Below are 25,767 nucleotides of genomic sequence, written 5' to 3'. Positions count from 1 at the left end.
TCCATGTGGTCTTTGCTGACGCAGCATCGCCGCCTGTTCGTGCTGGTGCTGTTCATTCACCTGTTGCTGTTCCTCGTCCTGGGGGTGAACCTGCACTTCAAGCCCAGCGCCGAACCTGCGGCCCGTGGCGAGCAGGCGCCGGTGGAGGTGGTGGAGGCGGTGGCCATGGATGCCGAGACCTTCGATCGCGCGCAACAGGCCCGGGAGCAGGCCCAGGAGGAGGCGCGGCGCCAGGTGCGGGAGCAGGCCGAGGCCGAGCGTCGCCGTGAGGAAGAGGCCCGGCGCCAGGAAGAGCAGCGTCGCGCCGAGGCGGAACGTCAGCGCCAGGAGGAAGAGCGTCGTGCCCAGGCGGAACAGGAACGACGTGAGGCCGAGCGTCGCGCCAAGGCCGAGCAGGAGCGTGCTGAGGCGGAGCGCCGGGCCCGTGAACAGCGGGAACGGGAAGAGGCCGAGCGCCGTGCCCAGGAACAGCGTGAACGCGAAGAGGCGGAACGCCGGGCCGAGGAAGAGCGTCAGAGGGAGGAAGCACGCCGGCAGGCGGAGGCGGAACGCCGCGAGCAGGAGCGTCAGGCCGAGGAGCAGCGCACCCGGGAGCGAATGGAAGCGGAGCAGCGGCGTCTTGAGCAGGCCGAGGCAGAACGTCAGCGCGCCGCTCGGCAGCGGGAACTGGACAGGCAACAGAATGAATACGCAGCGGCCATCCGCTCCGCCGTGGAGCGCCGCTGGCGTCGCCCGGATGGGCATCGGTCCGGGCAGAGCGCAGTGGTGTTTGTCCGTCAGTCGCCTGGTGGTTTCATCCAGCAGGTGAGGGTGGAACAATGCACGGGAGACGCTGTGTTCTGCGATTCGGTAGAGCGGGCCGTGCGCCTGGCCGAGCCCCTGCCGTCACCACCGGACCCGGACCTGTTTGCCCGTGAGATCCGGTTTACCTTTGAACCGAGTTAGGCGTCTCAAGCCCCTCTCCCGCTGGCACGATCGAGTCAACCAGATGAAACCACTCAATTCCTTCTTGCTGCTGCTCCTGCTCACCTTGCCCCTGGCCGCCCAGGGCGCCCTGGAGATCCGTATCACCCAGGGGGTGGAAGGCGCCATGCCGGTGGCCATCGTGCCCTTTGCCTGGGACGGTGAAGCCTCGCGCCCCCCGGAGGATGTGGCCGGCATCATCGCTGCCAACCTCAATCGCACCGGCCGCTTCAGTCCTGCCGATCCGGACGACATGCCCCAGCGCCCCCATGGCGCCGACGAGGTGAGCTACTCCACCTGGCGCGACCAGGGCAGCGAATATCTCGTTGTCGGGCGCCTGCAGCAGACTGATCAGGACCGTTACTCCGTGCGCTTCCAGCTGCTGGACGTGGCCTCCGAACGCCAGCTTACCGGCTACAGCATCCCCGTGGAGCGTGGCAACCTGCGCCGTGCTGCGCACATGGTCAGCGACATCATCTATGAGCGCCTCACCGGTGATCGCGGCGCCTTTGACACCCAGGTGGCCTATGTGAGCCTCACCCGTCGGGACGGGGATCTGCGCTTCGCCCTGCAGGTGGCCGATGCCGATGGTCACAACCCCAAGACCGTCTTCAGTTCCAGTCAGCCCATCATGTCTCCCGCCTGGTCGCCGGATGGCCGCCGCCTCGCCTACGTGTCATTCGAGAACCGGCGCTCCGAGATCTACATCCAGGATCTGGACGGTGGTAACCGCACCCGGGTGGCCAGTCACGAGGGCATCAACAGTGCCCCGGCCTGGTCGCCGGACGGCCGTCGCCTGGCCCTTACCCTGTCCAGGGGGGGGCAGCCGGATATTTATGTCCTGGACCTGTCCGATCAGTCCCTGACCCGGGTCACCCAGCACCGCGCCATTGATACCGAACCGGCCTGGATGCCTGATGGCCGCTCCATCGTCTTCACCTCCGACCGGGCCGGCCAGCCTCAGCTCTACGAGGTGCCCGCCCGGGGAGGACAGGCCCAGCGCCTCACCTTCGAGGGGCGCTACAATGGGGGCGTGACCATCTCGCCTGACGGTCGTCGCCTGGCCATGGTGCACGGCGCCGGTGGCCGTTTCCGCATTGGCCTGCTGGACCGGGATTCGAGGCTGTTTCGCACCCTCACCGACAGCGGCATGGATGAGTCCCCCAGCTTTGCCCCCAATGGCAGCATGATCATCTACGCCACCTCGGAAGGCGGCCGCGGGGTACTGGCGGCGGTTAGCGAGGATGGTCGCGTGCATCAGCGCCTGGTACTGGAAGACGGCGAGGTGCGCGAGCCGGCCTGGTCTCCCTTTCTTGATTGAATCCCTGTTTTCCTGAATCCCTTACCGAGGTAACACCCCATGCTGAATACCCCCGCCTGGTCTCAGGCCCTGAAAATGTTTGTGATGCTGGTAGCCGTGGCCACCCTTGGCGCCTGTGCCACCGCCGACCGCCATCCCGCGGGAACACCCGCCGATGAGTGGCCGGGTGCCACCGATCCGGATGCCCGCGCCCCCGGTACCCTGGACCCGGATGTCCGGACGCGCCCCCTGGGCCGGGACGGTCGTCCCCTGGCAGAGGCCCTGGATGACCCGGACAGCCCCCTGTCCACCCGCGTGATCTATTTCGAGTTTGACCGCGACACGGTGCGCTCCGAGTTCGTGGATGTGATTGCCGCCCATGGCGATTATCTGTCCCGTGACCGCGACGCCCGGGTGCGCCTGGAAGGGCATACCGACGAGCGCGGCACCCGCGAATACAATCTGGGCCTGGGCGAGCGCCGGGCCCAGTCGGTGCGCCGCATGCTGATGCTGCAGGGGGCCCGTGGTGAGCAGATCCAGGTGATCAGCTATGGCGAGGAAATGCCGGCTGAGCTGGGCAGCAATGAGGAAGCCTGGGAGCGGAACCGCCGCGTGGAAATCGTCTACGAGGGTGAGCAGTGATGTGGCGTCGTGTCATACCCCTGGTGATGTCCGGGGCACTGCTGGCCGGGGCCGTGGTCGGCCCCGTGCAGGCCCAGGACCGACTGGCGCAGCTGGAAGAACGCCTGGAGCGCCTGGAACGCATCCTGGAAAACCAGGCCCTGATGGAGATGCTCAACCGTGTGGAGGGCATGGATCAGGACCTGCGGGATCTGCGGGGTGAGTCGGACGCCTTGCGCCATGAACTGGAAACGGTGAAGACGCGGCAACGGGATCTCTACCTGGATGTGGATCAGCGGCTGGAGCGACTGGAGCGGGCAGGCCCGGGTCGGCAGGCCAGCGAGACTCCGGCGGAATCCCAGGCGCCGTCGGGGCAACAGGCCCTGGTGGATCCCCAGGCGGCCGGCGATGATCGTCAGGCCTACCAGGAGGCCTTCAACCTGCTGCGGGAGGGTCGCCATCGCCGCTCCATCGAAGCCTTCCAGGGGTTCCTGGAGAATCACCCCGACAGCCCCCTGGCTGCCAATGCACAATACTGGCTGGCCGAGGCCTTCTATGTGACCCGGGACTTTGACCAGGCCCTCAAGGAGTTCGCTCGGGTACTGGATGAACACCCCGGCAGCAACAAGGAGGTGGATGCCCGGCTCAAGAAGGGTTTCACCCATTACGAGCTGGGGCAATGGGATGCCGCGCGGGAACAACTCACCCAGGTGAGGGACGAACACCCCGGCACCACCGTGGCCCGCCTGGCAGAACAGCGCCTGGCCCGTCTGGCCGAGCGCGCCGACTAAGCCTGCCTACCGTGGGAGCGGCCCTCGGCCGCCCCCACCCAACCGCCAGCCCTGTGAAATGAACGTACCCAACCCCCTATCGGCCCACTCGGCTCAGCCCAGCCTGAGGATCACCGAGGTCTTCCTCTCGCTGCAGGGTGAGTCCCGCAGCGTGGGCTGGCCCACGGTATTCGTGAGGCTCACCGGCTGCCCACTGCGCTGCGGCTACTGCGACACCGCCTATGCCTTCACCGGGGGCCAGAATCAGTCGCTGCCGGAGATTGTTGCTCAGGTCCAGGCATACGGGGTGCATCATGTCTGCGTCACCGGCGGCGAGCCCCTGGCCCAGCCCGCTTGCCTCCCATTGTTAAGTGCCCTGTGCGATGCCGGCCTCGAAGTCTCCCTGGAAACCAGCGGGGCCCTGGACGTGTCCGCCGTGGACCCCCGGGTCATCAAGGTCATGGACCTGAAGACCCCGGGTTCCGGCGAGGCCTCCCGCAACCGCTGGGAAAACCTGGACCACCTATCCACCCACGACCAGATCAAGTTCGTGATCTGTGACCGGGCAGATTACGATTGGGCGCGGGAGGTGGTTGCCCGGTATGGCCTCGCCGAGCGAGTGGAGGTGCTGTTCTCCGCCGCCTTCGGTGACCTGCCCCCAGGCACCCTGGCGGACTGGATCGTGGCAGATCGTCTGTCCGTGCGTTTCCAGTTGCAGCTCCACAAGGTCCTCTGGAACGATGCCCGGGGCCGATGACCGCAAGCCCTTCTCCCGCTGGCACGGCGCCAAAAACAGATCGAGGAAATCACCATGAAAAACGCCGTCGTCCTCCTCTCCGGAGGCATGGACTCTGCCACGGTCCTGGCCCTGGCCCGCGCCCAGGGCTTTGACTGCCATTGCCTGAGCTTTCGCTATGGGCAGCGCCACCACGCCGAACTGGTGGCCGCTGCCGAATTGGCACAATCCCTGGACGCCGCCGACCATCGGGTGGTGGATCTCAACCTGGGCCTGTTCGGTGGATCGGCCCTCACCGATCAAGCCATCCAGGTACCCGATGCCCCCTCCGACGGCATCCCCGTCACCTACGTGCCCGCCCGCAACACAGTCTTCCTGTCCATCGCCCTGGCCTGGGCCGAAGTGCTCGACGCCCGGGACATCTTCATCGGCGTGAACGCCGTGGACTATTCCGGCTATCCCGACTGCCGCCCCGAGTTCATTCAGGCCTTCGAGACCATGGCCAACCTGGCCACCAAGGCTGGGGTGGGCGGCGATCACTGCCATATCCGTACACCGCTGATTGACCTCTCCAAGGCCGAGATCATCCGTCAGGGTGTGGAGGCCGGGGTGGACTTCGCCCGCACCGTTTCCTGCTACAGCGCCGATGATCAAGGTCGTGCCTGCGGCCTGTGCGACGCCTGCCGCCTGCGCGCCCGGGGTTTTGCCGACGCCGGCCTGCCCGACACCACACGCTACCGTTCCTGATCCCGCTCCTGCTCCCCAAGTCCCATTGATCTGCCCATTCAAAACACTGAATGGGTGCGATCGGGCTCGCTGTTGCAGAATGTCAAACTATGATAAGAAAAGTCCGGGCTTTCAGGCCCAAGGACATGGGCGCACAGACGCCCCCCGCTACCCGGAGGAGGAGATAACATGGTATTCGAGAGCTTTACCGCGGCGGCGGCCGTGGTGCTGACATCCATTTTCGTGCTGGCCTTCATCTTCGGCGCGGTGGCCAACAAGACCAACTTCTGCACCATGGGGGCCGTCTCCGACTGGGTCAACATGGGCGATCTGGGCCGCATGCGGGCCTGGCTGCTGGCCATCGCCGTGGCCATGCTGGGCGTGATCCTGTTCGAGATCTTCGGCATGGTGAACGCCGACGGGGCCTTTCCACCCTACCGATCCCCCCAGTTCCGCTGGATCGAGCACCTGCTGGGCGGCCTGATGTTTGGCATCGGCATGAGCCTGGCCAGCGGCTGCGGGAACAAGATCCTGGTGCGTGTGGGGGGTGGCAACATCAAGTCCATCATGGTGCTGCTCATCATCGCCGTGATCGCCTATTTCATGATCAATCCCTTCCCGGGCACCTCGCACACCCTGTACTCCACGCTGTTCTACCCCTGGATGAATCCCCTGGCCATCAACCTGGGTAACCAGCAGGATCTGGGCTCTCTGGTGGCAGGGACGGAGCATGGCGCCATCGCTCGCCTGATCATCGGCCTCATCCTGGCTGCCGGGGTGCTGTTCTTCATCTTCAAGAACGCGGATTTCCGCCGCAGTTTCGATAATATTCTTGGGGGTGTGGTGATTGGCCTGATGGTGGTGGGCGCCTGGTACGTGACCAGCCAGGCCGTGATCGATGATGGCTTTGGTGGCCAGAATACCCTGAGCGAATATGTACAGGATTGGGACTTCCTGGCCGACGACCCGGATGCCCGGCCCGCCGAGGCGGCCCCCTGGTCGGCCCAGTCCTTCACCTTCATCAACCCCATGGGACAGAGTCTGCGCTATGTGGGCAGCGGTTTTGACTCGGCGGTGCTTTACATCGGTGTGATGGCCCTGGCCGGTGTCATCCTGGGCTCCCTGTTCTGGGCGCTGGTCACCAAGGCGTTCCGTATCGAGTGGTTTGCCTCGGTGAGGGACTTCATCAACCATTTCGTCGGCGCCATCCTCATGGCCTTCGGCGGGGTGCTGGCCATGGGGTGCACCATCGGCCAGGGTATTACCGGCATCTCCACCCTGGCCCTGGGCGGTTTTCTCACCTTCGCCAGCATTGTCTTCGGCGCAGCGCTGACCATGAAGATCCAGTACTACAAGATGCTCTACGAGGATGAAGCCAGCTTCGGCAAGGCCTTCCTCACCAGTCTGGTGGACATGCGGCTGCTCCCGGGCAAGTTGAGGAAGCTGGAAGCCATGTGACCTCGAAGGTAATGGGGGGCAGCGGGTACGACTGCCCCCCCCATCAAAGCCCTTGCAATCCCCGAAAACTTCAGTAGAATACGTGCCCTTTCCGGCCCCCCGCCGGAGTGCATGATCCCCCCTGGAACGTCAGTTCAATGGGTCGTTAGCTCAGCTGGTAGAGCAGTGGACTTTTAATCCATTGGTCGTAGGTTCGAATCCTACACGACCCACCATTTCCTCAGGCGCCCGCCCTGCGCAGGTAACAGGTCGTCCATCGAGACGATTGTCTCAGTGATCCAGCTTCTTGTCGGTGAACAGCCAGTCGCGTAATTCCTTGTCGAAGGCCGGGTCGCGCCGACGGATCCATTCCAGAACCATGGCGGCGTGCTCTTTCTCCTCGTCGGCGTTGTGCTGAAGGATGGACCGGAGTTCGGCATCCTTGCAGGCGTCGACGCGCTGGTTGTACCAATCCACGGCTTCCAGCTCTTCCATCAGCGACACGATGGCCCGGTGCATGTCGCGGGTCTCGTCGCTCAGTTCGTCCGTGGGCTCGTGATAGCCTTCGTTTGCCATGCCTTCGCTCCTATGCGTGTTGTGTGGGCTGGATCCTCAATACTACAGATATTTGGGGCACCTTTAAGCCCGTTGGACCAAGGCTTTGTTCCTCAAGGGCGCTGAGATGCCCGCCCCGCCCAGGGCAATCGTAGACCCGGAATGAATCGCATTTGCTGAATGCAGCCTGAAGCGCTATAGCTGGAGCATTTGAGGTTCGCCCTGATGTCCCAGCTCCCCTCGCTTTTCGATATCTTTACCTGTGTCACGGACCCGCGAGATCCTCGCCGGGTCGAGCATCCGCTGCCTGATGTCCTGACCACCGCCGTCTGCGGCGTTTTGGTCGGTGCCGACACCTTTGAAGAAATCGCGCTATGGGCTCAGGAGAAAGAGGCCTGGCTCCGGCAGTACGTGAACTTGCCCAACGGCATCCCCTCGCATGACACCTTTGCTCGCCTCTTCGGCCTGATCGACACTCAGCAGTTCGAAGCCGCCTTCCGGCGCTGGGTAGCCGAGGTGCTACCCGGGCTTTCGCCTCAGGTCGTGGCGCTGGACGGCAAGACGAGCCGCCGATCGGCGAAGACCGGTGAGGCACCGCTCCATCTGGTCAGCGCCTTTGCTGCTGACGCCGGCGTCATCCTGGGGCAGCACGCCACAGCCACCAAATCCAACGAGAAGACGGCGATCCCCGACCTACTGGCGACGCTGGCCTTGGAAGGCTGCATTGTGACGATCGATGCGATGGGCACGCAGCCTTCGATCGCGCAGGCCATACGCGACCAGCAGGCGGACTATGTCCTGGCCGTCAAACGGAACCAGCCTCAGTTATGGGAGGCCATGGATGACTTCTTCGCCCTGTTTCAGTCAGCCCCGACCGACAAGACGCCCCATCAGGTCAGCGAAGACATCGACAAGGGCCATGGACGGCAGGAAACACGCCGCTGCTATGTGTTTGATGCCCTGGCGTGCTTACCCAATCCGGGACGCTGGCCTGACATGAAGAGCTTTGCCGTGATCGAAGCCTCGCGCGAGGTGAACGGCAAGGCGACCCAGGAGCGCCGGTGCTATATCAGCAGTTTGCCCCCCGATGCGCCGGTCTTGGCACGAACGATCCGCCAGCACTGGTGCGTCGAGAACCAGGTGCACTGGTGCCTGGACGTCACGTTTGCGGATGATCAGATGAGGGCCCGTACGGCCCACGCTGGGCATAACCTGGCCATCCTCAAGCGCTTGACGTTGAATCTGATCCGTCTGGATCCCTTGCCTCGCAAGGGCAGCCTCAAGACCAAGCGGATCATCGCGGCAACATCTGACGAGTACCGTGCTCACTTGCTCGGCCTCAAATGAGAATCAGTCTTTATGTGCGATTGCCCTGCCGCCCCGCCCAGCCGTACTTCACAGAAGATGAGATCACGTTATCATGGTGGGTTTTTTCTGATTTCATCGACGGAACGCTGCATGCACGAATCCAGAGTGGAAGTTATTCAGGACGGCGCACGGGTGTCCTGGCCGGGCGTGATCATCTCGCTGGTGGTCCTGGTGCTGTTCATCCTCATGGTCTCGGTCACCTGGCCCCGAATCGAGGACTGGGTCTCCGGGATGGGGACGATCCAGATCGGTCTCCTGGCCAGCCTGGTGGCCGGGTTGTTCACTGCCGTGGGGGCCATCCCCATCTTCTTCCTGCGCCGGATCCCCCAGTCGGTGGAGGATGCCATGATGGGTTTCGGGGCCGGGGTGATGCTCGCAGCCACGGCCTTCGAACTGGTGTTGCCCGCGGTTGAGGGCGCCGAGGCCCAGTATGGCGCCGTGGGCATGGTCATCCTGGTGCTGGCTGTGGGGATCGGGCTGGGCGGCGGCTTTCTGTTGTTATTGCATCGGCTGGTGCCCCATGAGCATTTCATGATCGGCCCCCAGAGTGGCGCCGATCCCATGAAGATCCGCCGTGTGTACCTGTTCATCTTCGCCATTGCCCTGCACAACCTGCCCGAGGGGCTGGCAGTGGGGGTGGGCTTCGGCGGTGATGTGAGTGACGGCATGACCCTGGCCGTGGCCATCGGCCTGCAGAACATGCCCGAGGGGCTGGTGGTGGCCATTGCCCTGTTGTCGCTGGGTTACAGCAAGGCCACGGCCTTCGGTGTCACCCTGTTGACCGGACTGGTGCAGCCGGTGGGCGGGCTGATGGGGGCAACAGCGGTTTCGGTGATGGAATTCCTGCTGCCCTGGGGGCTGGCCTTCGCGGCGGGCGCCATGCTCTTCGTGATCAGTCACGAGATCATCCCCGAATCCCACCGCAAGGGTCATGAGGCCAAGGCAACCCTGGGTGTGCTGATCGGCTTCATTGCCCTGATCGCCATCGACCTGGCGTTGGGGTGAGTGGCCGCCACCGCCGATACCGCCCCAGCCCCCACACCCCGATGCGGGTTTCTTCGGTCACCGACTGTGCCCGTGTAGACTGAGGCCGTGTTCGTGTCGGGAGTGCGACCGCCGTGGTGGTCTTTCTGGTTCTTACCCTGCTGCTGGCATTGTTCTTTCTGCCGGCCTTCATTGCCCGTTCGGTGCTGCGTCATTACAGCGATGAGCGTGAGGACTTTCCGGGTACCGGCGGTGAACTGGCGCGGCATCTGCTGGATCGTCGAGGCCTGAACGACGTGGTGGTGGAAGTGACCGAGGCGGGAGATCATTATGATCCCCAGGACCGCGCCGTGCGTCTGTCACCGCAAAACCATGATGGCCGTTCACTCACGGCCGTCACCGTGGCCGCCCACGAAGTGGGTCATGCGCTGCAGCACGCCGAGGGCTATGCGCCGTTGCAGATCCGCTCCACCCTGGCGCGTTCCGCTCAGCAGGCCGAACGGATGGGGGCCTGGGTGATGATGCTGGTGCCGGTGATGGCGGTGCTCACCCGCTCGCCGGTGGGGGCTGGCTTCATGCTCCTGGTGGGGGTGCTCTCCTTCGGGGTCTCGGCCCTGGTGCACCTGGTGACGCTGCCGGTGGAGCTGGATGCCAGTTACCGCCGCGCCATGCCCATCCTGGCCATGGGGTACATCCCGCCCCGGGATCAGCGCGCCGCCCGGCGCATCCTCACTGCCTGTGCCTTCACCTATGTGGCCACGGCGTTGGCCTCGGTGCTGAATATGTGGCGCTGGCTGGCGTTGATCCGGCGTTAAGGGGACTCCCGCAGTACAAGTCCCACTGGGGACGGATTTAAATCCGTCCCCAGGCCCTCTAACGGCTGGTTGGGGGTGACATGCGCTCCATCAGGTAGCACAGACAGTCCTGGCGGATGATGGTCTCGTCCAGGGTGAGCATGGAAGGCATCACCCGGCGGGTGAGGACGAGGCGGTCGCGGATGGTTTCGAAGTAGCGGGGGGTGACGTCCACGCCCTGCTCATCGTGGGCCACCAGGCGCAGCTGCTGTTTTGAATTGACCCTGGCCAGCACGGTGCCCGATGGCAGTTCCCGAAAGTTCATGTGGTCCAGGTCCGGGTCGAAGATCAGCTCCGCCTCGCCAGGGGTGAAACTGATCTTCACCGAGTCTGGGATCTTCACCTGGGCAACCGTGTGGAACAGATCCAGGTCGTGGTGGGCCACCGGAGAGTCGGGGATGTCCGCCAGGTTGAGGCAGGCGTGGAGGTAATCCCGGGCATGCTCGATGCCATGGGCGTCCTCCGGTTTGCCGCATTCCAGGGTGACCGCCGGGCAGTGGGCGGCCAGGGCCATGGACTGCACGCCCCGGGGGCGAATGAAGTACACCACGGTCCGGCCAAACAGGGTGGCCAGCTGCAGGAAGCGGTTGTCCAGCCGGTTCACGCAGGCGTAGTGCGGGTTCAGGCCGGTGTTGTTGTGCACGTCCACGCTGGCGAACAGCGGCCCCTGGGTCACGGTATCCACCACCTGGCGCATCAGGGCGGTTTCCGCGCATTCCGGATGCTCGGTGCCGGGCCAGACGCGGTTGAAGTCAGGCTGGCCCGGCAGGCGACGCACGCCCTGCGCGGCGGCCTGCACATTGCCCACAAAGAGGTAGAGGGAGCGCGGCAAGCCGGCAGCGGGCAGGTCTCGCAGCAGGGCCTGAACGGCCTGCAGGCCCACAGGCTCGTTGCCGTGCAATAGCACGGAGATGAACAGCGGCGGCTCGCGCCGACCCTGAAGGTGAATCAGAGTGGGCTCCGGTAGCAGTTCGTGGATCTGCCCGGGTGGGGTCTGGGTGAAGCCTTCGGGGAGTGTGTCGTGGTACCTGAGCATGGGATTGCCGTTATGGCAGGGGCCATTGGTGGACTGGTTCGTCGGTCATCTGCTGGAGGCGGTAGGCCCGGGTCAGGCCCGCCATGTCCCGACCATGAGCCTTGACCCAGGCCCTTTGCCAATGACTGCCGGTGGCGCGGGCCTGCACCCGTTCGGCAACCACCTCCAGATAGTGGTGGGCGTCGGCCTGGGCCACGCCCAGATGCTGCAGGCCGCGGCGGGCCCTGGGTAGCAGGTCCTTGAGGATCAATTCCCGGGCGCTGATGCGGTCCTTTGAATTCCAGTGCAGATGCGCCTCCAGGCCATGTTGGGCGGCCAGGTAGAAATTGTCCTTGGCGGTGGCGAAGTCAAGCAGGGCCTCGGCACCGCCGGCGGTGCTCACCAGGTCCTCCACCAGCCCGTAAAAGAAGGCCGCATTGGCAATGCTGTCCGTGAGCGTGGGGCCCGCGGGCATGACGCGGTGCTCGATGCGGATATGAGGTCTGCCGCTGGGGCCGAACCCGATCAGCGGCCGGTTCCAGCGCCAGATGGTGCCATTGTGCAGGCGCAGATGGGAAAAGGCCTCCGGCGGTGTGTCGCCACACATGGGCAGCAGAGGAGGGAAGTGGTCCAGGTTCTCCCGGAAGCACTCCATGATGGACTCCCGGGCATACCCGGAGCCGAAGCTCACGCGGCGCATGGGTCCGCGTGCGGCATCCTGAAAGCCCCCCACCTCCACCGCCTGTTCAAACACCGGGATGCGCGTCTCTTCCCACAGGTCCTTGCCGAACAGGTAAGGAGCATTGGCGCTCAGCGCCACCATGGGGGCAGAGACCGCGATGGCGGCGTTGTACACCCGGTGGGCCACTTCCAGCGGGGTTTGCAGGTGAATCTGGAAAGACGTGGTGGCGGCCTCCAGCATCACATCCTTGTGGTCATGCACCAGGTGTTCCCGGCCGTTGATGTCCAGGTGCACCGGCCGGCCCTCGCGGGACTGGAACACCTGTCGGTTCAGGGCCCGATAACGTTTCATGGCGGACATGTTGTCCAGGCACAGGTCACTGGGCGTGAGGGTGGGCAGGATGCCCATCATGAGGAAATGGGCGTCCAGGGATTCGGCGGTATCGCAGGCCCGTTCCCAGGTGGTACGGATCTCCTGATGCAGGGCGGACAGCACGCGCCCGCAGAGAGAGTGGGCCTCGGTGTTGAGTTCCACGTTGAAACTGGCCAGTTCCGGGGTGGCCATGGGGTCGTCGAAGCGGGCCAGAAAGCGCTCGTTGAGGCTGGCGGGTAACTCGTCGGGGGTCACCAGCCAGGCCTCGATCTCGAATCCGGCCATGGGGTCACCGGATTCGAAGTCGCCTTGCCTGGCCATCTCCCTGGCCAGGCGCGTCTCCTGGGCCACGCGTTCCCGAAACCGCTCGGCGTCACGGGGGGTAAAGCGGGTGTTGTCGATTTCCTGGCCCACGGGCATCACCGGATGGGGGATCTCTCCCGATCGTGCTTGAAGGGCGGTGCCAGGTCAATCGGACACGGGTTGGAGGAGTTCACTCCTCCGGCTGGTCGTACTGGGTCTCCAGCAAGTCGCCCCATGCCTTCTCATGATGTTCCATGAATTGCAGCAGTTCCTGGCGAAATTGCAGCACATCCTTCTCGAAGGCGGCAAAGTCCTCGCCGCCGTCCAGGACTTGCAGGCTGCGCTCCACGTGCAGAAGGCTATCGCGCAGGTTCAGGCTCGCGGCCATGGCCCCCTTGACCCGTTCCCGGGGCTGCGGGATCCAGCGCCGGTCGCGGGTGAGGGAGGCCAGGTTCTCGCCCAGTTCCAGCCAGCGCTTGCGCAAACGGGGCAGGGTGCCGATCTTCGAGGTCTTCAAATCCCCCCAGAGACTGGTTTCCATCAAAGCCAGCCACTGACTGCGCAGACGCGCGACGGTCGCCGGGTTGAACTCGAAAGAGGCTTCGACGGCGCGCGGGTCCAAGGCCGGAGCCTAGAAGCCGTCGGTGGAGGTGAACAGGCCCACGCGCAGATCCTTGGCGGTGTAGATCAGGCGGCCGTCCACGAATACCTGGCCATCAGCGATGCCCAGCACCAGCTTGCGGGTGATCACACGCTTGACGTCCACCTGGTAGTCCACCTTGCCGGCTGTGGGCAGGACCTGGCCCGTGAATTTCACTTCGCCCACGCCCAGGGCGCGGCCCCGGCCGGGGTTGCCGATCCAGGCCAGATAGAAACCCACCAACTGCCACATGGCATCCAGGCCCAGGCAGCCCGGCATCACCGGGTCGCCGGGGAAGTGGCAGCCGAAGAACCACAGGTCGGGGTTGATATCCAGCTCGGCGCGCATTTCACCCTTGCCGAAGGCCCCGCCCTCGTCGCTGATGTGGGTCACGCGATCCATCATGAGCATGTTGGGTACAGGGAGCTGGGCGTTGCCCGGGCCAAACATCTCGCCGTGGCCGCATTGGAGGAGTTCGTCGCGCTCGTAGCTGTTTTTTCGCATTGGGGGTTGGTCGATCCAGTAGGGAGCGGCCTATTGGAACGGATTCGGTGGGGAGGCACAAGCCCCAGGGGCCCGGGGTCAGGCGTCCCAGCGCAGCTGCGCCAGCTGCGAGCGCGTGAAAAAACGGCCCTGACGCATGAAGCCGGCGACGATGCCGTCCTTCAGGGCGGTGATGCGGCCCTGCTCGTCGCGCTCCACCACCCAGTGGTCGGGCAGTCCGTCCAGCAGATGGATGAGTGCCAGGCTGCCGTCGTCGTTTACGGACAGGTGGGTTTCATGGGTGTTGATGTCCTTGAATGCGGGGAGAAAGCCCAGTACCGCGGCCCCGGCCTTCATTTCGGGGAACTCACGATACGGTGCGTACTGGGCGCCAGCTTGCTGTTCCAGGTGGCTTCGGTTCATGGGGGCGTTCTCTTGGTGTCCGTGGTCAAGGCTTCTCTCTCGTCTTAGCGGCATGGTGGGAGAAAACTTTAGAGACTGCCCAAGCGGCGCCCTGATGCCCCATAATCGGGGCCCATTCGATCACAGCGTGCCCCGAAGGTGTCACCGGATCTCAACTCCGACACACGGGCATTTGGGAGTTTTGCATGAGTCCTGATGGACTGATCGGCCTTTGGGCCGACAGCTTGAGCCTTTCCATCTTTATCTGGCTGGTGGTCCTGATACCGCTGGCCTACCTGGCTCGTGAGCAGGCCGAGCGGGTCATTCGGGCACTGGCCAGGATGCTGTCATCCCTGTTACGCCATGCGGGCAGGGGCGTTGGGCGGCGAGCGCAGAGGTTGCAGCGGTGGCGGCGTGATTACCTGCGCGGCGTGGAGGCTCGGCGTCTGGAGGGGCGCTTCGAACAGGAGTATCAGGCCATTCATGCCCGCGTGAACCGGGATCTGGGGGGGTATCCGGCCCTGCAGCGTCGCATCAATGAGCAGATCAGTCAGCTGGAGCGGGACTATCACACGGCCCAGGACCAGGTGCCTGAAGAGCCGTCGTGGGTGCGCACGGCCAATGCCCTGGCGGCGGCTCCGCCCAAGGGAGATCCGCGGGTGAGTCAGGTGCTGGAAGAGATGCATGACTCCCTGGCGCGTTCGGCGCGTGACGCCCTGGAGGAATATCGCCGCGCCAGTCGGGATCGCATTGAAGCCTTGCGGGGGTTGCTGCCGGCCTGGCGTGAGTTGAGTGATCAACTGGGTCAGCTGGACCGCTCCGTGCGGGGGGTGCGTGATCACGCCCGCCGCATCGACGAGGTGGTGATGCGTTTTCAACACCTCCAGCAGGGGCGGGTACCTTCCCGCAGCCTCACCCTGGCTTCCACGGGGGTGCTGGTGTTCAGCAGTTTTCTCCTGGGGTTGCTGGCTCTGTGTGGTGTGGTGCTGTTTCACCTGCTGGAGCGCCCCATGTGGGAGGTGCTGGGCGGTCTGCCCCCGGGGGGTGGGGTGGCCTTGAGTCAGCTGGCAGTGGCGCTGCTGATCTTCATGGCGGTGTTTGCCGGGGCCATGATGAGCGAGACCCGGCAAGTGACCCGCATGATTCCGGCTTTTGGTGGTGTTGAGCCCCGCGTGAGGCGTCGCTTTTATCTGGCGGGGATGGTGGTGCTGGTGACCGTGGCCGTGCTCAGTGGCTCACTGGCAGCCAGTCGGGGGCTCTACATGGCTCAGGAGGACGCTATGGGGCTGTTGCTGCAGGGAGAGCCGGACATGCTGCTGCCGGCGCTGGATTGGCTCTCCACGCTCACGCTCCTGCTGCTGGGTCTGTTGCTCACCTTCGTCCTCTCCCTGGGGGCGGTGCCGGTGCAGATGTTCATGCAGGCCCTGGGTGTGGTGACCGGAACCCTGGCGGTCTTCCTGCTGGAAATCCTTTCCGCACTGCTGCTTTGGCTGTCCTGGGGTGTGACCCTGCTGGGCCGCCTGCTGCTGGCTATCTACGAGTTGTGGATCTTCATCCCGGTGTGGATCGAGCGGACCGTGCAGCGTGCGCGCGCGTCCCGATCAGGGCCAGAGAAGCCCCTGGCCGTGATCACGCCCCCCCCGGATTCGCCCCAAGCCGTCCCCGGGGGCGGGAAAAGGCCGCCAGAGGGCGGGCCAGGGGATTGATGGGCTTCAGCACTGCTCCCAGGGCAGGCCGTGGTAGCGCCAGCCACCCATGCTGGAACGCTGGTGCTTGTCGTTGAGGTCGCCTTCGAAACCCTCCCCCACGTGGAAAACCCTGGGCAGGCCGTCTTCCAGAAGGACGCGACCAGCCTCCAGGGAGCGCTTGCCGCTGCGGCAGATCAGGATGACCGGCGCGCCGCCGTCGCCCTGATGCTGCCCGGAGGCGCCTCCCAGGAGCAGTTTGCGTACCTCCGTGGTAAAGCGGGGGTTCAGGGTCCAGTCCGGTTCGTCCATCCAGGGGATGTGTACGGCGCCGACCGGATGCCCGACGAACAGGAACTCCATGCTGGAGCGAATATCCACCAGCAGGGCCTTGGGGTCGGACTGGAGCATGTCGTAGGCTTCCCGGGGTGAAAGATTGGCGGGTTCTTGATCGGGCATGGGCAGGAAGATCCGTGATGGTTATGATGTTGGACTCTGACAAGTCTCCACGAATTTTGTGTTTGGTCAATGCAGAAGGATGATTCCGTGAAACGCGCCTTGCTTGCTGGTTCCGTCTGTGCCGTGGCTTTATCCCTGACGCTGGTGGTCTCGCCACCTGCCATGGCTCAGTCCACCGCGTATATCAGCGATGAACTGGAAGTGGATGTTCGCCGCGGCCAGACCCTGCAGCACCGTATCCTGACCTTCCTGTCCAGCGGCACGCGGGTCACGGTGCTTGATGAGGATGGGGATTACACGTTGATCCGTACCTCCGGCGGCACGGAAGGCTGGGTGCAGACTCGCTATCTCATGGACAGGCCGCACGCCCGGGAGCAGTTGTCGGACGCCCGTGATCGGGTTCAGTCGCTGGCTGCCGAGCGGGATGGGCTCAATGACCGCCTCCAGGCATTGCGTGATGAACGGGATGAGGAATCCGAGCGTGCGGAATCCCTGGCGGCGCTCGTGGCCGACCTGGAGGCGGAGCTGGACAATCTGCGGGAGGTGGCGGCCGAGCCCCTGGAGACGGCCAGGGAGAACGAGGAGCTGCGCCAGAGCCTGTCCCAGGAGCAGCAGCGGGTGAGCGATCTGCTGGATGAGAACCGCGCGTTGCGGGGTGATGAGCGTCTGAACTGGTTCCTCTACGGCGGCGGCGTGGCCATTGGCAGTCTGATCCTGGGGATCCTGCTCACCCGGGTCCGCCTGCGGCGCCGTCAGTCGGGATGGATAGATTGATGACCCCCTCTCGCCATTGATGCGGCGCATTAAAACGATTGATTTTGATCTAGGACATGTTCTAGCATCTTCAACCTTGAGTGGGCAGCCTGCCCGGGCTGCTGGGCGCCCGGTCCACAGTGGGATCGGGTTGGGGAATTCCCGGGCACATGATCCATACACCTGCAACCGAAAGGAGAAAGGCAGCCGCAGACAGCCATTGTCGCGGCGCGGGGTCCTTGTCAGTCTGAACGTTATGGACCGCGTCACATCGCCGAAATAGATCGCCATGCTGCTCGCTATCCTATCCGGTTTTCTGCTAGCCACCGTCGCCCCCGCGGTCCATCGTCAGACCGGCCTGAACAGTGGCTGGGTACTGGCCATCCTGCCGGCTGCGCTATTCCTTTATTTCCTCTCTTTCCTGCCGGCGGTGGGGAGTGGTGAATCCATTGTCATCAGTTATCCCTGGGTGCCGGGGCTGGATATCCAGCTCTCGTTCCTGGTGGATGGCCTGAGTCTGCTGTTTGCCCTGCTGATCTCCGGGATCGGCTTCTTCATCGTGGCCTATGCCGGGCGCTACCTGGAAGGGCATAAGGATCTGGGTCGGTTCTATGTGCTCATCCTTTCCTTCATGGCCTCCATGCTGGGCCTGGTGCTGTCCGACAACCTGATCTCCCTTTTCGTCTTCTGGGAACTGACCAGCATCACCTCCTACCTGCTGATCGGCTTCAATCACGAGGACGCCACGGCGCGGCGCAGTGCCCTGCAGGGGCTGTTCGTCACCGTGGGTGGCGGGCTGGCGCTGCTCACCGGTCTGGTGATGATGGCGGTGGTCACGGGCAGCTACGAGCTCTCGGAAATCCTCTCTTCCGGTGATGCCCTCCGGGATCATGGCTGGTACGTGGCCATCGTTCTGCTGGTGTTGCTGGGGTGCTTCACCAAGTCGGCCCAGGTGCCGTTCCACTTCTGGTTGCCCCGCGCCATGGCGGCGCCCACGCCGGTATCCGCCTATCTGCACTCGGCCACCATGGTCAAGGCCGGTGTCTACCTGATGGCCCGTCTGAACCCCTCCCTGGGGGCTACTGACCTGTGGCTGATCCTGCTGGGGGTGTTCGGCGCACTCACCATGTTCACCGGCGTGTTCATGTCCATCCGCTCCACGGGCGTCAAGCAGGTGCTGGCCTACTCCACGGTGATGGCCCTGGGCACGCTGACCATGCTCATCGGCGTGGGCACGGACACCGCCATCATGGCCGCCATGGCCTTCCTGGTGGCCCACTCCCTGTACAAGGGCGCGCTGTTCCTGATCGCCGGCATCCTGGACCACGAGGCAGGCTGCAAGGACTTCCTGCAAACGGGTGGCTTGCGCCATGCCTTGCCCATTACCGCCACCTTTGCCGCCATCGCCGCCCTGTCGCTGGGCGGGGTGATTCCCATGTTCGGGTTCGTGGCCAAGGAGCTTCTCTTTGAGGCCGTCCTGGATGCCCCGAGCCTGTCGGGTCTGTTGTCCCTGCTGACGGTGGCCTCGGCCATCCTCGTGGTGGCTGTGGCCGCTGTGGTGGGTATCAAGCCCTACTGGGGGCCGCGGGTGGAAACGCCCAAGACGCCTCACCATGAGGCGCCCCCGGCCATGCTGGCAGGTCCCGCCGTGCTGGCCTCCCTGGGGCTGTTGTTCGGTGTGGGCGTGGCCATGGTGGATCGTGGCCTGCTGTCGGCGGCGGCCGGGGCGGTCTATGGCAGTCCGGTGGAGACCTACCTGAGCCTCTGGCATGGCTTCAACCTGCCGCTGATGCTCAGTGTGCTGAGCCTGGTGCTGGGCCTGACCATCTACTTCAACTGGGAGCGTTTCCGCACTGCCACCGGCTTCATGGATGACCTCAAGCGCTTCGGGCCCGAGCGGGCCTACGACAAGAGCATGGAGGGTCTGGTGTCGATCTCCGAATGGCAGACCCGCGTGCTGCAGAACGGTTACCTGCGCTACTACCTGCTGACCATCCTGCTGTCTACCGTGGCCCTGGTGACCTTCGCCATCACCCGCGCGGGTGGTCTGGAGATCCAGATGAGTCTTGCTGGCGTGCGCATCCAGGAGCTGGCCATCATCGCCGTACTGTTGCTGGCGGCCCTGGTGTCGGTGACCACCCACTCCCGACTGGGGGCAGTGGCCTCCCTGGGGGCGGTCGGATTTTCCGTAGCGCTGATCTATGTGCTGTTCAGCGCGGCGGACGTGGGCATCACCCAGGTGCTGGTGGAAACCCTCACGGTCATCATGCTGGTGCTGGTGCTGTTCCGTTTGCCGGGCTTTCTCAACCTGACTCCCCAGGCGCTGCGCATCCGCGACGCGGCAGTGGCCCTGGCCGTGGGGGCAATGATGGCCCTGTTGTCCCTGGCAGCGTCGTCCACCCGCTATGCCGAGAGCATCTCGGAATACTTCATCCGCGAGAGCGAACCCTCGGGCTTCGGGCGCAACATCGTCAACGTCATCCTGGTGGACTTCCGTGCCCTGGATACCCTGGGCGAAATCGTCGTGCTGGCCCTGGCGGCGGTGGGTGTCTACGCCATGATCAAGCTGCGTGCTGAGGACAACCGGAAATGACCCGTGAACTCAATATCCAGTCCCTGATACTGAGGTCGGCATCGCAGTTGCTGTTGCCGCTGCTGCTGATGTTCTCGGTGTTCCTGCTGTTACGCGGGCATGACGAGCCGGGCGGCGGTTTCATCGCCGGCCTGGTAGCCGCGTCGGCCATCGCGCTACACATGTTTGCCCAGGACATCCATCAGGCCAAACGGGTGCTGTATGCCGACCCGCGGGACCTGGTGGGCTGGGGACTGGTGTTCGGTGTGATTTCCGGGGTACCGGCCATCTTCAGGGGGCAGGCCTTCTTCACCTCTCAATGGCTGGAGTTCACCATGCCGATCCTTGGCAAGATCAAGGTGGGCACGCCGCTGATCTTCGATATCGGCGTCTACCTGGTGGTGGTGGGCAGTGTGCTGCTCATCCTGCTCACGCTGGCCGAAGCCGAAGACTGAACAACCGAGCCTTAATCCATAACGCTATGCATGCATTGCAATCACAACGCCGGTCGCACCGGACGGCCCCCCTCGGGCACGTCCTGGGGGCAAGGGGGCGCACATGGAAACCTTGATGGCCTTCGTGGTGGGGGGGCTTTTTGCCGCCGCCATCTATATGATGTTGCGCCGCTCCATCGTCAAGCTGGTGATCGGGCTGATCCTGCTCTCCAATGGCGCCAACCTGTTGCTGTTCACTCAGGCGGGGATGTTGCGTGGTGCGCCGCCACTTGTGCCACTGGGGGCAATGCAACCCGAGGGTGTGGTGGCCGATCCGCTCGCCCAGGCCCTGATTCTCACCGCCATCGTGATCGGTTTTGGCGTGCTGGCATTCGCCGTGGTGCTCATCCACCGTGCCTATGAGGTGGTGGAAGCCGACGATATGGACCAGATGAAGGATACTGACACATGAGGCCCGAGGTCGCGCTCCCGGTTGTCTTACCCCTGTTATTTGGTGCGATATCCCTGGCGCTTTGGCGCTATCGCACTGCACAGCGCGTCATCGGCGTGCTGGGCACCGGCACCCTGCTGGCTGCAGCGGTCTGGTTGCTGCTGGCCACCTGGCGTGATGGCGTGCTGGTCATGCACATGGGTAACTGGCAGGCCCCGTTCGGCATTGTGCTGGTGTCGGATCTGCTGGGTGCCATCATGGTGGTGCTGGCGGCCATCAGTGGTCTGGCCACGGCGGTGTACTCGCTCACGGCCATCAGCAAGCGTCATGAGCACTACGGCTACTATCCGCTGCTGCACCTGTTGCTGGCGGGCGTGAATGGCGCCTTCCTCACCGGTGACATTTTCAATATGTATGTCTGGTTCGAGGTGATGCTGGTGGCGTCGTTCGCGCTGCTCATCCTCGGGGGCGAGCGCGCGCAGATGGAAGGCGCCATCAAGTACGTCACGCTGAACCTGGTGTCGTCCGCCATCTTCCTGTCGGGTATCGGCCTGCTCTACGGCCTGACCGGCACCCTGAACATGGCAGACATCGCCGACAAGCTGGCAGACGTGGAGGATACGGGGCTCATCACCGTGATCGCGATGATGTTCCTGGTCTCCTTCGGCATCAAGGCGGGTGCCTTCCCGTTCTTCTTCTGGTTGCCGGCCTCCTATCACACACCCCAGGTGGCGGTCTCGGCCCTGTTCGCGGCCCTGCTCACCAAGGTGGGGGTGTACGCGCTGTTCCGGGTGTTCACGCTGATCTTCACCCAGGATGTGGGCTACACCCATGAGATCCTGCTGTGGGTGGCGGGGGCCACCATGCTCACCGGCGTGCTTGGTGCGGCGGCCCAGTATGAGTTCCGGCGGATCCTGTCGTTCCACATCATCAGCCAGATCGGCTACATGATCATGGGGCTGGCGCTGTTTACGCCGCTGGCCCTGGTGGGCGGTGTCTTCTACATCATGCACCACATCATCGTGAAGGCGAATCTGTTCCTGGTCAGTGGCCTGGTGTATCGCCTCAAGGGCACTTACGAACTCAAGGAACTGGGGGGCATGTACCGCAGCCATCCCATCCTGGGTCTGCTGTTCCTGGTGCCGGCCCTGTCGCTGGCGGGTATCCCGCCGCTGTCGGGATTTTTCGCCAAGTTCATCCTCATCCGGGCCGGCGTGGAGGCCGAATCCTGGTGGATCGTGTTCGTGGCGCTGCTGGTGGGCCTGCTGACGCTGTACTCCATGATCAAGATCTGGGCTGAAGTCTTCTGGAAGGCGCAGCCCGAGGAGTATGCGGACCGTCCGGCTCCCGGGCCCAAGGGGACCGGCGTCATGTACGGCACCATCGCCGTGATGGCCGCCATGACGGTGTTCATTGGATTCGGCGCCCAGCCCATCTATCTGATTGCAGAGCAGGCGGCGCATCAATTGCTGGATCCGCAGATCTACATTGAGGCGGTATTGGGGGATCGGTCATGATTGGACCACTGGCGTGGAATATCCTGCTGGCCATGCTGTGGATGGGGTTCACCGGCAGCTTCACCGGCACCAACCTTTTCATTGGCCTGGCGCTGGGCTATCTGGTGCTTGCCTATGCCCTGCGCGGGATTCCGGCCTTCGCCAACTATGCCACCAAGGTGCCCAGGACGATCCGATTCATCGTCTTCTTCCTGTGGGAGTTGATCCTCTCCAACCTGAAGGTGGCCTATGATGTGCTGACCCCCACGTACTACATGAAGCCGGGCGTGATCGCCTTTCCCCTGGAGGCCAGGACCGATGGCGAGATCACCATCGTCGCCAACCTGATCTCCTTGACACCGGGCACCCTGAGCCTGGATGTCTCCAGCGACCGCAAGGTGCTGTACATTCACGTGATGTACCTGGATGACGAGGCCGAAGTGGTCAAGAGTCTGCGCTACCTGGAACACCGCGCACTGGAGGTGCTCAGATGATCCGTGCAACCATGACGGCCTTGCCCGCTCAATGCCATTCCCTGGGGGTCTACCATGCTTGAGGTCTCCATCTTTGTGTCCTACGTGATCCTGAGTATCGCTCTGGGGCTGACCTTCGTGCGGCTCGTGATCGGTCCGAGTCTGCCCGACCGGGTGGTGGCCCTGGAGATGATCGCTACCCTCACGGTGGGCTTTATCGCGATTTATACCCTGTCCAGTGGCGTGACCGCTTTCCTTGACGTGGCCATGGTGCTGGCGCTCACGGCATTCCTGGCGGCCGTTGCGTTCGCTCGCCTGATCACCAAGGGGGGAGGGGTTCATCATGACTGATCTGGTGGTAAGCCTGTTTCTGTTGGTCGGGGCCGGCTTCATGTTCGTGGCAGCCCTGGGATTGTTGCGCATGCCTGATCTGCCCATGCGTCTGCACGCCACCACCAAGGCCGGCGCCCTGGGCGGCGGCCTGATGGTCATCGCTGTGGGCCTGGAGTTCTTCGGTGACGTGGCCGTGGCGGCGCGGGCGGCGGCGATCATCATCTTCATCGTGCTCACCGCCCCCATTGCGGCACATCTGATCGGGCGAGCCGGGTACTTTGTAGGTGTGCCCATGTGGTCCAAGACCCTCAAGGACGAACTCAAGGACCGCTACGATGCCCAGAATCAGGTATTGCTCTCGCCCGGTGAGGTCCATTCGGACGATCAACCCGGTAAAGACAAGGCCGACTGAATCACCCTGGGTGCCGCCTGTCTGCGGCGCCTTCATCGATTGCCGAGGAATGACTATGCAACTCAGAGTGCTGACGGCCGCCGTGCTCGTTGGGCTTGCGCCCGTGGCCGGCGCCAATACCCTGGATGCCTATCTGAGCAAGGACACGGCCCAGTTCACCTTCATCACGGATTCCAGCGCGATTGGTTTCGGCGGGGCGGATCTTTCCTTCGGGGTCTTTTTCAACGACGACAGTGACTACATGCTGACCACGGGTCTCAACGTGGTCGGTGTGCCCGCCGGCGAACAACCCCTGACCTTCGGTGTGGGTGGGAAGGCCTACTTCGGCTTCATCGACACGCCGGATGATCGTTTCCAGTCCGTGGCCCTGGGCGGTGAGGTGCGTTACACCATCCCTGCCAACATGCCCATGTATCTGGCTGCCGAGGCTTACTACGGTCCGCGTGTGACCACCTTCGGCGATGCCCGGGATCTGCTGGATGCTTCGGTGCGTTACGAACTGGAGGTCACGCCGGGTGCCCGTGGTTTCATCGGCTATCGCTATCTCGAAGCCGACATGGACCGGCGGCGCGATTACAAGATGGACGAGCACGTCCATTTCGGGGTTCGGTTCAACTTCTGACACTGACCCGCTGCCATGCCGGATACACCCCGCCAGGTCGGCTCCATGGATGAAGTGCTGGCCATCATGGCCCGCCTTCGGGATCCGCAACGGGGTTGTGCCTGGGATCTGAAACAGACGTTCGACTCCATCGTCCCCCACACCCTGGAAGAGGCCTTTGAAGTGGCCGATGCCATCGAGCGTCGGGACTTCGATGAACTGCGCAGTGAACTGGGTGACCTGCTGCTGCAGGTGGTGTTTCATTCACGCATGGCCCAGGAAGAGGGCCGGTTCGATTTCCACGACGTGGCCGCCACGCTGGCAGAGAAACTGGTGCGGCGCCACCCCCATGTCTTTGGCGACACCCGGTTCGAGTCCGAAGAGGCCCAGCATGCCGCCTGGGAGGCGGAAAAGGCCCGGGAACGTGCCGCGGGCCAGGGTGCGCCCGCTGATGGCAACGATGCCAGGGCCCTGCCCAGCCAGATGGACGGCATCGCCCGCACCCTGCCGGGCCTGAGTCGTGCGGTCAAGATGCAGAAGCGTGCCGCGCGGGTAGGGTTTGACTGGGACAACCCGGCGCCGGTACTGGACAAGATCCACGAGGAACTGGAAGAGGTGCGCCATGAGATGGCCGTGGGGGCAGGGCACGATCGCCTGGAGGACGAAGTCGGGGATCTGTTGTTCGCCGTGACCAACCTGGCCCGTCATTTGAAGGTGGACCCCGAGGCCGCCCTGAGGCGCACCAATCGCAAGTTCGAGTCCCGCTTTCGGTTCATCGAGCAGACCCTGGCCGGGCAGGGGCGCGCGGTGGAAGATCAGCCGCTGGAGGTTCTGGACGAGTTGTGGGAGCGGGCGAAGGGGCAGGAGTAGTGCAAAAAGGGGACAGACCCCTTTTGCATAAAAGGGGTCTGTCCCCTTTTTGCACTACTCCCCCTCCAGACGCAGCGACAGATCCACCGCCTGCACATGCTTGGTCAGCCCGCCGATGGAGATCCGGTCCACCCCGGTGGCAGCGATGGCCCGGATGCTGTTCAGGTCCACGCCGCCGGAGGCCTCCAGCAGGCAGGCACCGTTCACCAGGGCCACGGCCTCTTTCATGCCGTCCAGGGTGAAATCGTCCAGCATGATGATGTCGGCGCCAGCCTCCAGGGCCTGGCGCACCTCGTCCAGGGTCTCGGTTTCCACCTCCACCGGGACCTGCTCCCCCAGATCCCGGGCCCGTGCCACGGCCGCGGCGATGGAGCCGGCGGCCATGATGTGGTTTTCCTTGATCAGCACGGCGTCATAAAGCCCCAGACGATGGTTGTGACCGCCCCCACAGGTCACGGCGTACTTCTGGGCCAGTCGCAGCCCCGGCAGGGTCTTGCGCGTGTCCAGGATATGCGCCCGGGTGCCGGCTATCGCTTCCACATACTCGCGGGTACGGGTGGCGGTGGCCGAGAGGGTCTGCAGAAAGTTGAGGGCCGTGCGCTCGCCGGTGAGGATGGCCCGGGAGGGGCCCGAGACCGTGCACAGGCGGGTGCCGGCGGGGATATTGTCGCCATCCGCCACCTGCCACTGCACCCTGACGTCGCCATCAAGCGCCGCAAACGTGGCATCGAACCACGCCTGACCACAGAGGATGGCTGTCTCCTTGCAGATCACGTGGGCGCGGCAGGTGGCGTTCTCCGGGACGAGTTGCGCGGTCAGATCCCCGGGACCGACGTCCTCGGCGAGGGCGATGCGGACAGATTCGCGGATGGCTCGGTCGGATACAGGCAGTGTCATGGCTTGGGCAGTCATACAAGGATGGGGGGGTGAGCATAACGCAAAGCACGGAGCCTGCAAGGCGTCCGTGCAGGTGCAGCATGGAGTTGGGCCATGCAATTACAGTATGCTCGGCAGGGG

29 protein-coding genes and 1 tRNA gene are annotated in these 25,767 nt (G+C 64.0%); 22 read left to right on the top strand and 8 right to left on the bottom strand.

Annotated elements, in window-relative coordinates:
- Window positions 1-3: 3 nt before the first annotated feature.
- The 8 genes from tolA to ECTOBSL9_RS01695 all read left to right on the top strand — a co-directional run bounded on the left by tolA (window position 4) and on the right by ECTOBSL9_RS01695 (window position 6,789).
- Window positions 4-945, top strand: coding sequence for a cell envelope integrity protein TolA (gene tolA, locus ECTOBSL9_RS01730; protein WP_063463603.1), 942 nt, complete (start codon window positions 4-6; stop codon window positions 943-945).
- 43 nt (window positions 946-988) lie between these two features.
- On the top strand, window positions 989-2,284 hold the full coding sequence (tolB, locus tag ECTOBSL9_RS01725; protein ID WP_063463602.1) for a Tol-Pal system beta propeller repeat protein TolB: 1,296 nt from the start codon (window positions 989-991) through the stop codon (window positions 2,282-2,284).
- A 39-nt stretch (window positions 2,285-2,323) separates the two neighbouring features.
- Entirely contained in the window at window positions 2,324-2,905 is a 582-nt protein-coding gene (gene pal, locus ECTOBSL9_RS01720; RefSeq protein ID WP_063463601.1) for a peptidoglycan-associated lipoprotein Pal, read from the top strand.
- Window positions 2,905-3,675 carry a tol-pal system protein YbgF gene (ybgF, locus tag ECTOBSL9_RS01715; RefSeq protein ID WP_240481026.1) on the top strand — a complete coding sequence of 257 codons (771 nt, stop codon included), beginning with the start codon at window positions 2,905-2,907 and terminating at the stop codon, window positions 3,673-3,675. The genes pal and ybgF overlap by 1 nt, the downstream gene beginning before the upstream one ends.
- A gap of 58 nt (window positions 3,676-3,733) precedes the next feature.
- On the top strand, window positions 3,734-4,411 hold the full coding sequence (queE, locus tag ECTOBSL9_RS01710) for a 7-carboxy-7-deazaguanine synthase QueE (RefSeq protein ID WP_063463600.1): 678 nt from the start codon (window positions 3,734-3,736) through the stop codon (window positions 4,409-4,411).
- Window positions 4,412-4,459: 48 nt separating this feature from the next.
- A complete protein-coding gene (queC, locus tag ECTOBSL9_RS01705; protein WP_063463599.1) occupies window positions 4,460-5,137 on the top strand; it encodes a 7-cyano-7-deazaguanine synthase QueC in 678 nt (225 codons plus the stop codon).
- A 168-nt stretch (window positions 5,138-5,305) separates the two neighbouring features.
- Window positions 5,306-6,574 (top strand): YeeE/YedE family protein, encoded by a 1,269-nt coding sequence (locus ECTOBSL9_RS01700; RefSeq protein ID WP_063463598.1) that lies wholly within the window; start codon window positions 5,306-5,308, stop codon window positions 6,572-6,574.
- Window positions 6,575-6,713: 139 nt separating this feature from the next.
- Window positions 6,714-6,789: transfer RNA gene (locus tag ECTOBSL9_RS01695), tRNA-Lys, on the top strand.
- 55 nt (window positions 6,790-6,844) lie between these two features.
- On the opposite strand, the gene ECTOBSL9_RS01690 is transcribed toward ECTOBSL9_RS01695, so the two are convergent.
- Window positions 6,845-7,129 (bottom strand): encapsulin-associated ferritin-like protein, encoded by a 285-nt coding sequence (locus ECTOBSL9_RS01690; protein WP_063463597.1) that lies wholly within the window; start codon window positions 7,127-7,129, stop codon window positions 6,845-6,847.
- 204 nt (window positions 7,130-7,333) lie between these two features.
- On the opposite strand from ECTOBSL9_RS01690, the gene ECTOBSL9_RS01685 reads away from it, so the two are divergent.
- From ECTOBSL9_RS01685 to ECTOBSL9_RS01675, 3 genes are all read left to right on the top strand, one after another.
- Window positions 7,334-8,455, top strand: a complete 1,122-nt coding sequence (locus ECTOBSL9_RS01685; RefSeq protein WP_063465944.1) for an ISAs1 family transposase — start codon at window positions 7,334-7,336, stop codon at window positions 8,453-8,455.
- A 111-nt stretch (window positions 8,456-8,566) separates the two neighbouring features.
- Window positions 8,567-9,481: a ZIP family metal transporter gene (locus ECTOBSL9_RS01680; protein ID WP_063463596.1), complete on the top strand. Its 915-nt coding sequence runs from the start codon at window positions 8,567-8,569 to the stop codon at window positions 9,479-9,481.
- A gap of 116 nt (window positions 9,482-9,597) precedes the next feature.
- Entirely contained in the window at window positions 9,598-10,275 is a 678-nt protein-coding gene (locus ECTOBSL9_RS01675) for a zinc metallopeptidase (RefSeq protein ID WP_063465943.1), read from the top strand.
- A 58-nt stretch (window positions 10,276-10,333) separates the two neighbouring features.
- On the opposite strand, the gene ECTOBSL9_RS01670 is transcribed toward ECTOBSL9_RS01675, so the two are convergent.
- The 5 genes from ECTOBSL9_RS01670 to ECTOBSL9_RS01650 form a co-directional block, all read right to left on the bottom strand.
- Window positions 10,334-11,350: a M14 family metallopeptidase gene (locus ECTOBSL9_RS01670; RefSeq protein WP_063463595.1), complete on the bottom strand. Its 1,017-nt coding sequence runs from the start codon at window positions 11,348-11,350 to the stop codon at window positions 10,334-10,336.
- Window positions 11,351-11,360: 10 nt separating this feature from the next.
- Window positions 11,361-12,797: a hypothetical protein gene (locus tag ECTOBSL9_RS01665; protein WP_063465942.1), complete on the bottom strand. Its 1,437-nt coding sequence runs from the start codon at window positions 12,795-12,797 to the stop codon at window positions 11,361-11,363.
- A 79-nt stretch (window positions 12,798-12,876) separates the two neighbouring features.
- Window positions 12,877-13,308: a hypothetical protein gene (locus ECTOBSL9_RS01660; RefSeq protein WP_063463594.1), complete on the bottom strand. Its 432-nt coding sequence runs from the start codon at window positions 13,306-13,308 to the stop codon at window positions 12,877-12,879.
- Between the two features lie 9 nt (window positions 13,309-13,317).
- Window positions 13,318-13,830: a 3-hydroxyacyl-[acyl-carrier-protein] dehydratase FabA gene (gene fabA, locus ECTOBSL9_RS01655; RefSeq protein WP_063463593.1), complete on the bottom strand. Its 513-nt coding sequence runs from the start codon at window positions 13,828-13,830 to the stop codon at window positions 13,318-13,320.
- A gap of 78 nt (window positions 13,831-13,908) precedes the next feature.
- Window positions 13,909-14,232, bottom strand: coding sequence for a hypothetical protein (locus tag ECTOBSL9_RS01650; RefSeq protein WP_025282382.1), 324 nt, complete (start codon window positions 14,230-14,232; stop codon window positions 13,909-13,911).
- A gap of 185 nt (window positions 14,233-14,417) precedes the next feature.
- Between ECTOBSL9_RS01650 and ECTOBSL9_RS01645 the strand changes: the two genes are divergently transcribed.
- Window positions 14,418-15,917, top strand: a complete 1,500-nt coding sequence (locus tag ECTOBSL9_RS01645; RefSeq protein WP_156500014.1) for a hypothetical protein — start codon at window positions 14,418-14,420, stop codon at window positions 15,915-15,917.
- A gap of 6 nt (window positions 15,918-15,923) precedes the next feature.
- Here ECTOBSL9_RS01645 and ECTOBSL9_RS01640 read toward each other — a convergent pair whose 3' ends face one another.
- The gene (locus ECTOBSL9_RS01640) at window positions 15,924-16,355 is read right to left on the bottom strand and encodes a rhodanese-like domain-containing protein (RefSeq protein ID WP_063463591.1); all 432 of its coding nucleotides are present in this window, start codon (window positions 16,353-16,355) and stop codon (window positions 15,924-15,926) included.
- Window positions 16,356-16,442: 87 nt separating this feature from the next.
- Between ECTOBSL9_RS01640 and ECTOBSL9_RS01635 the strand changes: the two genes are divergently transcribed.
- The 10 genes from ECTOBSL9_RS01635 (at window position 16,443) to mazG (ending at window position 24,750) form a co-directional block, all read left to right on the top strand.
- Entirely contained in the window at window positions 16,443-17,129 is a 687-nt protein-coding gene (locus ECTOBSL9_RS01635; protein WP_082830023.1) for a TIGR04211 family SH3 domain-containing protein, read from the top strand.
- 268 nt (window positions 17,130-17,397) lie between these two features.
- A complete protein-coding gene (locus ECTOBSL9_RS01630; protein ID WP_063463589.1) occupies window positions 17,398-19,701 on the top strand; it encodes a putative monovalent cation/H+ antiporter subunit A in 2,304 nt (767 codons plus the stop codon).
- Window positions 19,698-20,135, top strand: a complete 438-nt coding sequence (locus ECTOBSL9_RS01625) for a Na+/H+ antiporter subunit B (RefSeq protein ID WP_063463588.1) — start codon at window positions 19,698-19,700, stop codon at window positions 20,133-20,135. Before ECTOBSL9_RS01630 ends, ECTOBSL9_RS01625 begins: the two co-directional genes overlap by 4 nt.
- Window positions 20,136-20,238: 103 nt before the next feature.
- Complete coding sequence (locus ECTOBSL9_RS01620; RefSeq protein WP_063463587.1) at window positions 20,239-20,586, top strand: Na+/H+ antiporter subunit C; 348 nt, start codon at window positions 20,239-20,241, stop codon at window positions 20,584-20,586.
- On the top strand, window positions 20,583-22,082 hold the full coding sequence (locus tag ECTOBSL9_RS01615; protein ID WP_063463586.1) for a Na+/H+ antiporter subunit D: 1,500 nt from the start codon (window positions 20,583-20,585) through the stop codon (window positions 22,080-22,082). The genes ECTOBSL9_RS01620 and ECTOBSL9_RS01615 overlap by 4 nt, the downstream gene beginning before the upstream one ends.
- A complete protein-coding gene (locus ECTOBSL9_RS01610; protein ID WP_063463585.1) occupies window positions 22,079-22,555 on the top strand; it encodes a Na+/H+ antiporter subunit E in 477 nt (158 codons plus the stop codon). Before ECTOBSL9_RS01615 ends, ECTOBSL9_RS01610 begins: the two co-directional genes overlap by 4 nt.
- Before the next feature lie 54 nt (window positions 22,556-22,609).
- The gene (locus ECTOBSL9_RS01605; protein ID WP_063463584.1) at window positions 22,610-22,885 is read left to right on the top strand and encodes a monovalent cation/H+ antiporter complex subunit F; all 276 of its coding nucleotides are present in this window, start codon (window positions 22,610-22,612) and stop codon (window positions 22,883-22,885) included.
- The gene (gene mnhG, locus ECTOBSL9_RS01600) at window positions 22,878-23,279 is read left to right on the top strand and encodes a monovalent cation/H(+) antiporter subunit G (RefSeq protein ID WP_063463583.1); all 402 of its coding nucleotides are present in this window, start codon (window positions 22,878-22,880) and stop codon (window positions 23,277-23,279) included. Before ECTOBSL9_RS01605 ends, mnhG begins: the two co-directional genes overlap by 8 nt.
- A gap of 55 nt (window positions 23,280-23,334) precedes the next feature.
- A complete protein-coding gene (locus ECTOBSL9_RS01595) occupies window positions 23,335-23,901 on the top strand; it encodes a YfaZ family outer membrane protein (protein ID WP_063463582.1) in 567 nt (188 codons plus the stop codon).
- Window positions 23,902-23,916: 15 nt separating this feature from the next.
- Entirely contained in the window at window positions 23,917-24,750 is an 834-nt protein-coding gene (gene mazG, locus ECTOBSL9_RS01590) for a nucleoside triphosphate pyrophosphohydrolase (RefSeq protein ID WP_082829679.1), read from the top strand.
- Between the two features lie 54 nt (window positions 24,751-24,804).
- Here mazG and nadC read toward each other — a convergent pair whose 3' ends face one another.
- Window positions 24,805-25,647: a carboxylating nicotinate-nucleotide diphosphorylase gene (nadC, locus tag ECTOBSL9_RS01585; protein ID WP_063463581.1), complete on the bottom strand. Its 843-nt coding sequence runs from the start codon at window positions 25,645-25,647 to the stop codon at window positions 24,805-24,807.
- Window positions 25,648-25,767: the final 120 nt, after the last annotated feature.

This window comes from Ectothiorhodospira sp. BSL-9 (assembly GCF_001632845.1).
Lineage (GTDB): Bacteria > Pseudomonadota > Gammaproteobacteria > Ectothiorhodospirales > Ectothiorhodospiraceae > Ectothiorhodospira.
The sequence above is the reverse complement of the archived record's forward strand: the minus strand, read 5'-3'. Positions and strand labels throughout refer to the sequence as shown.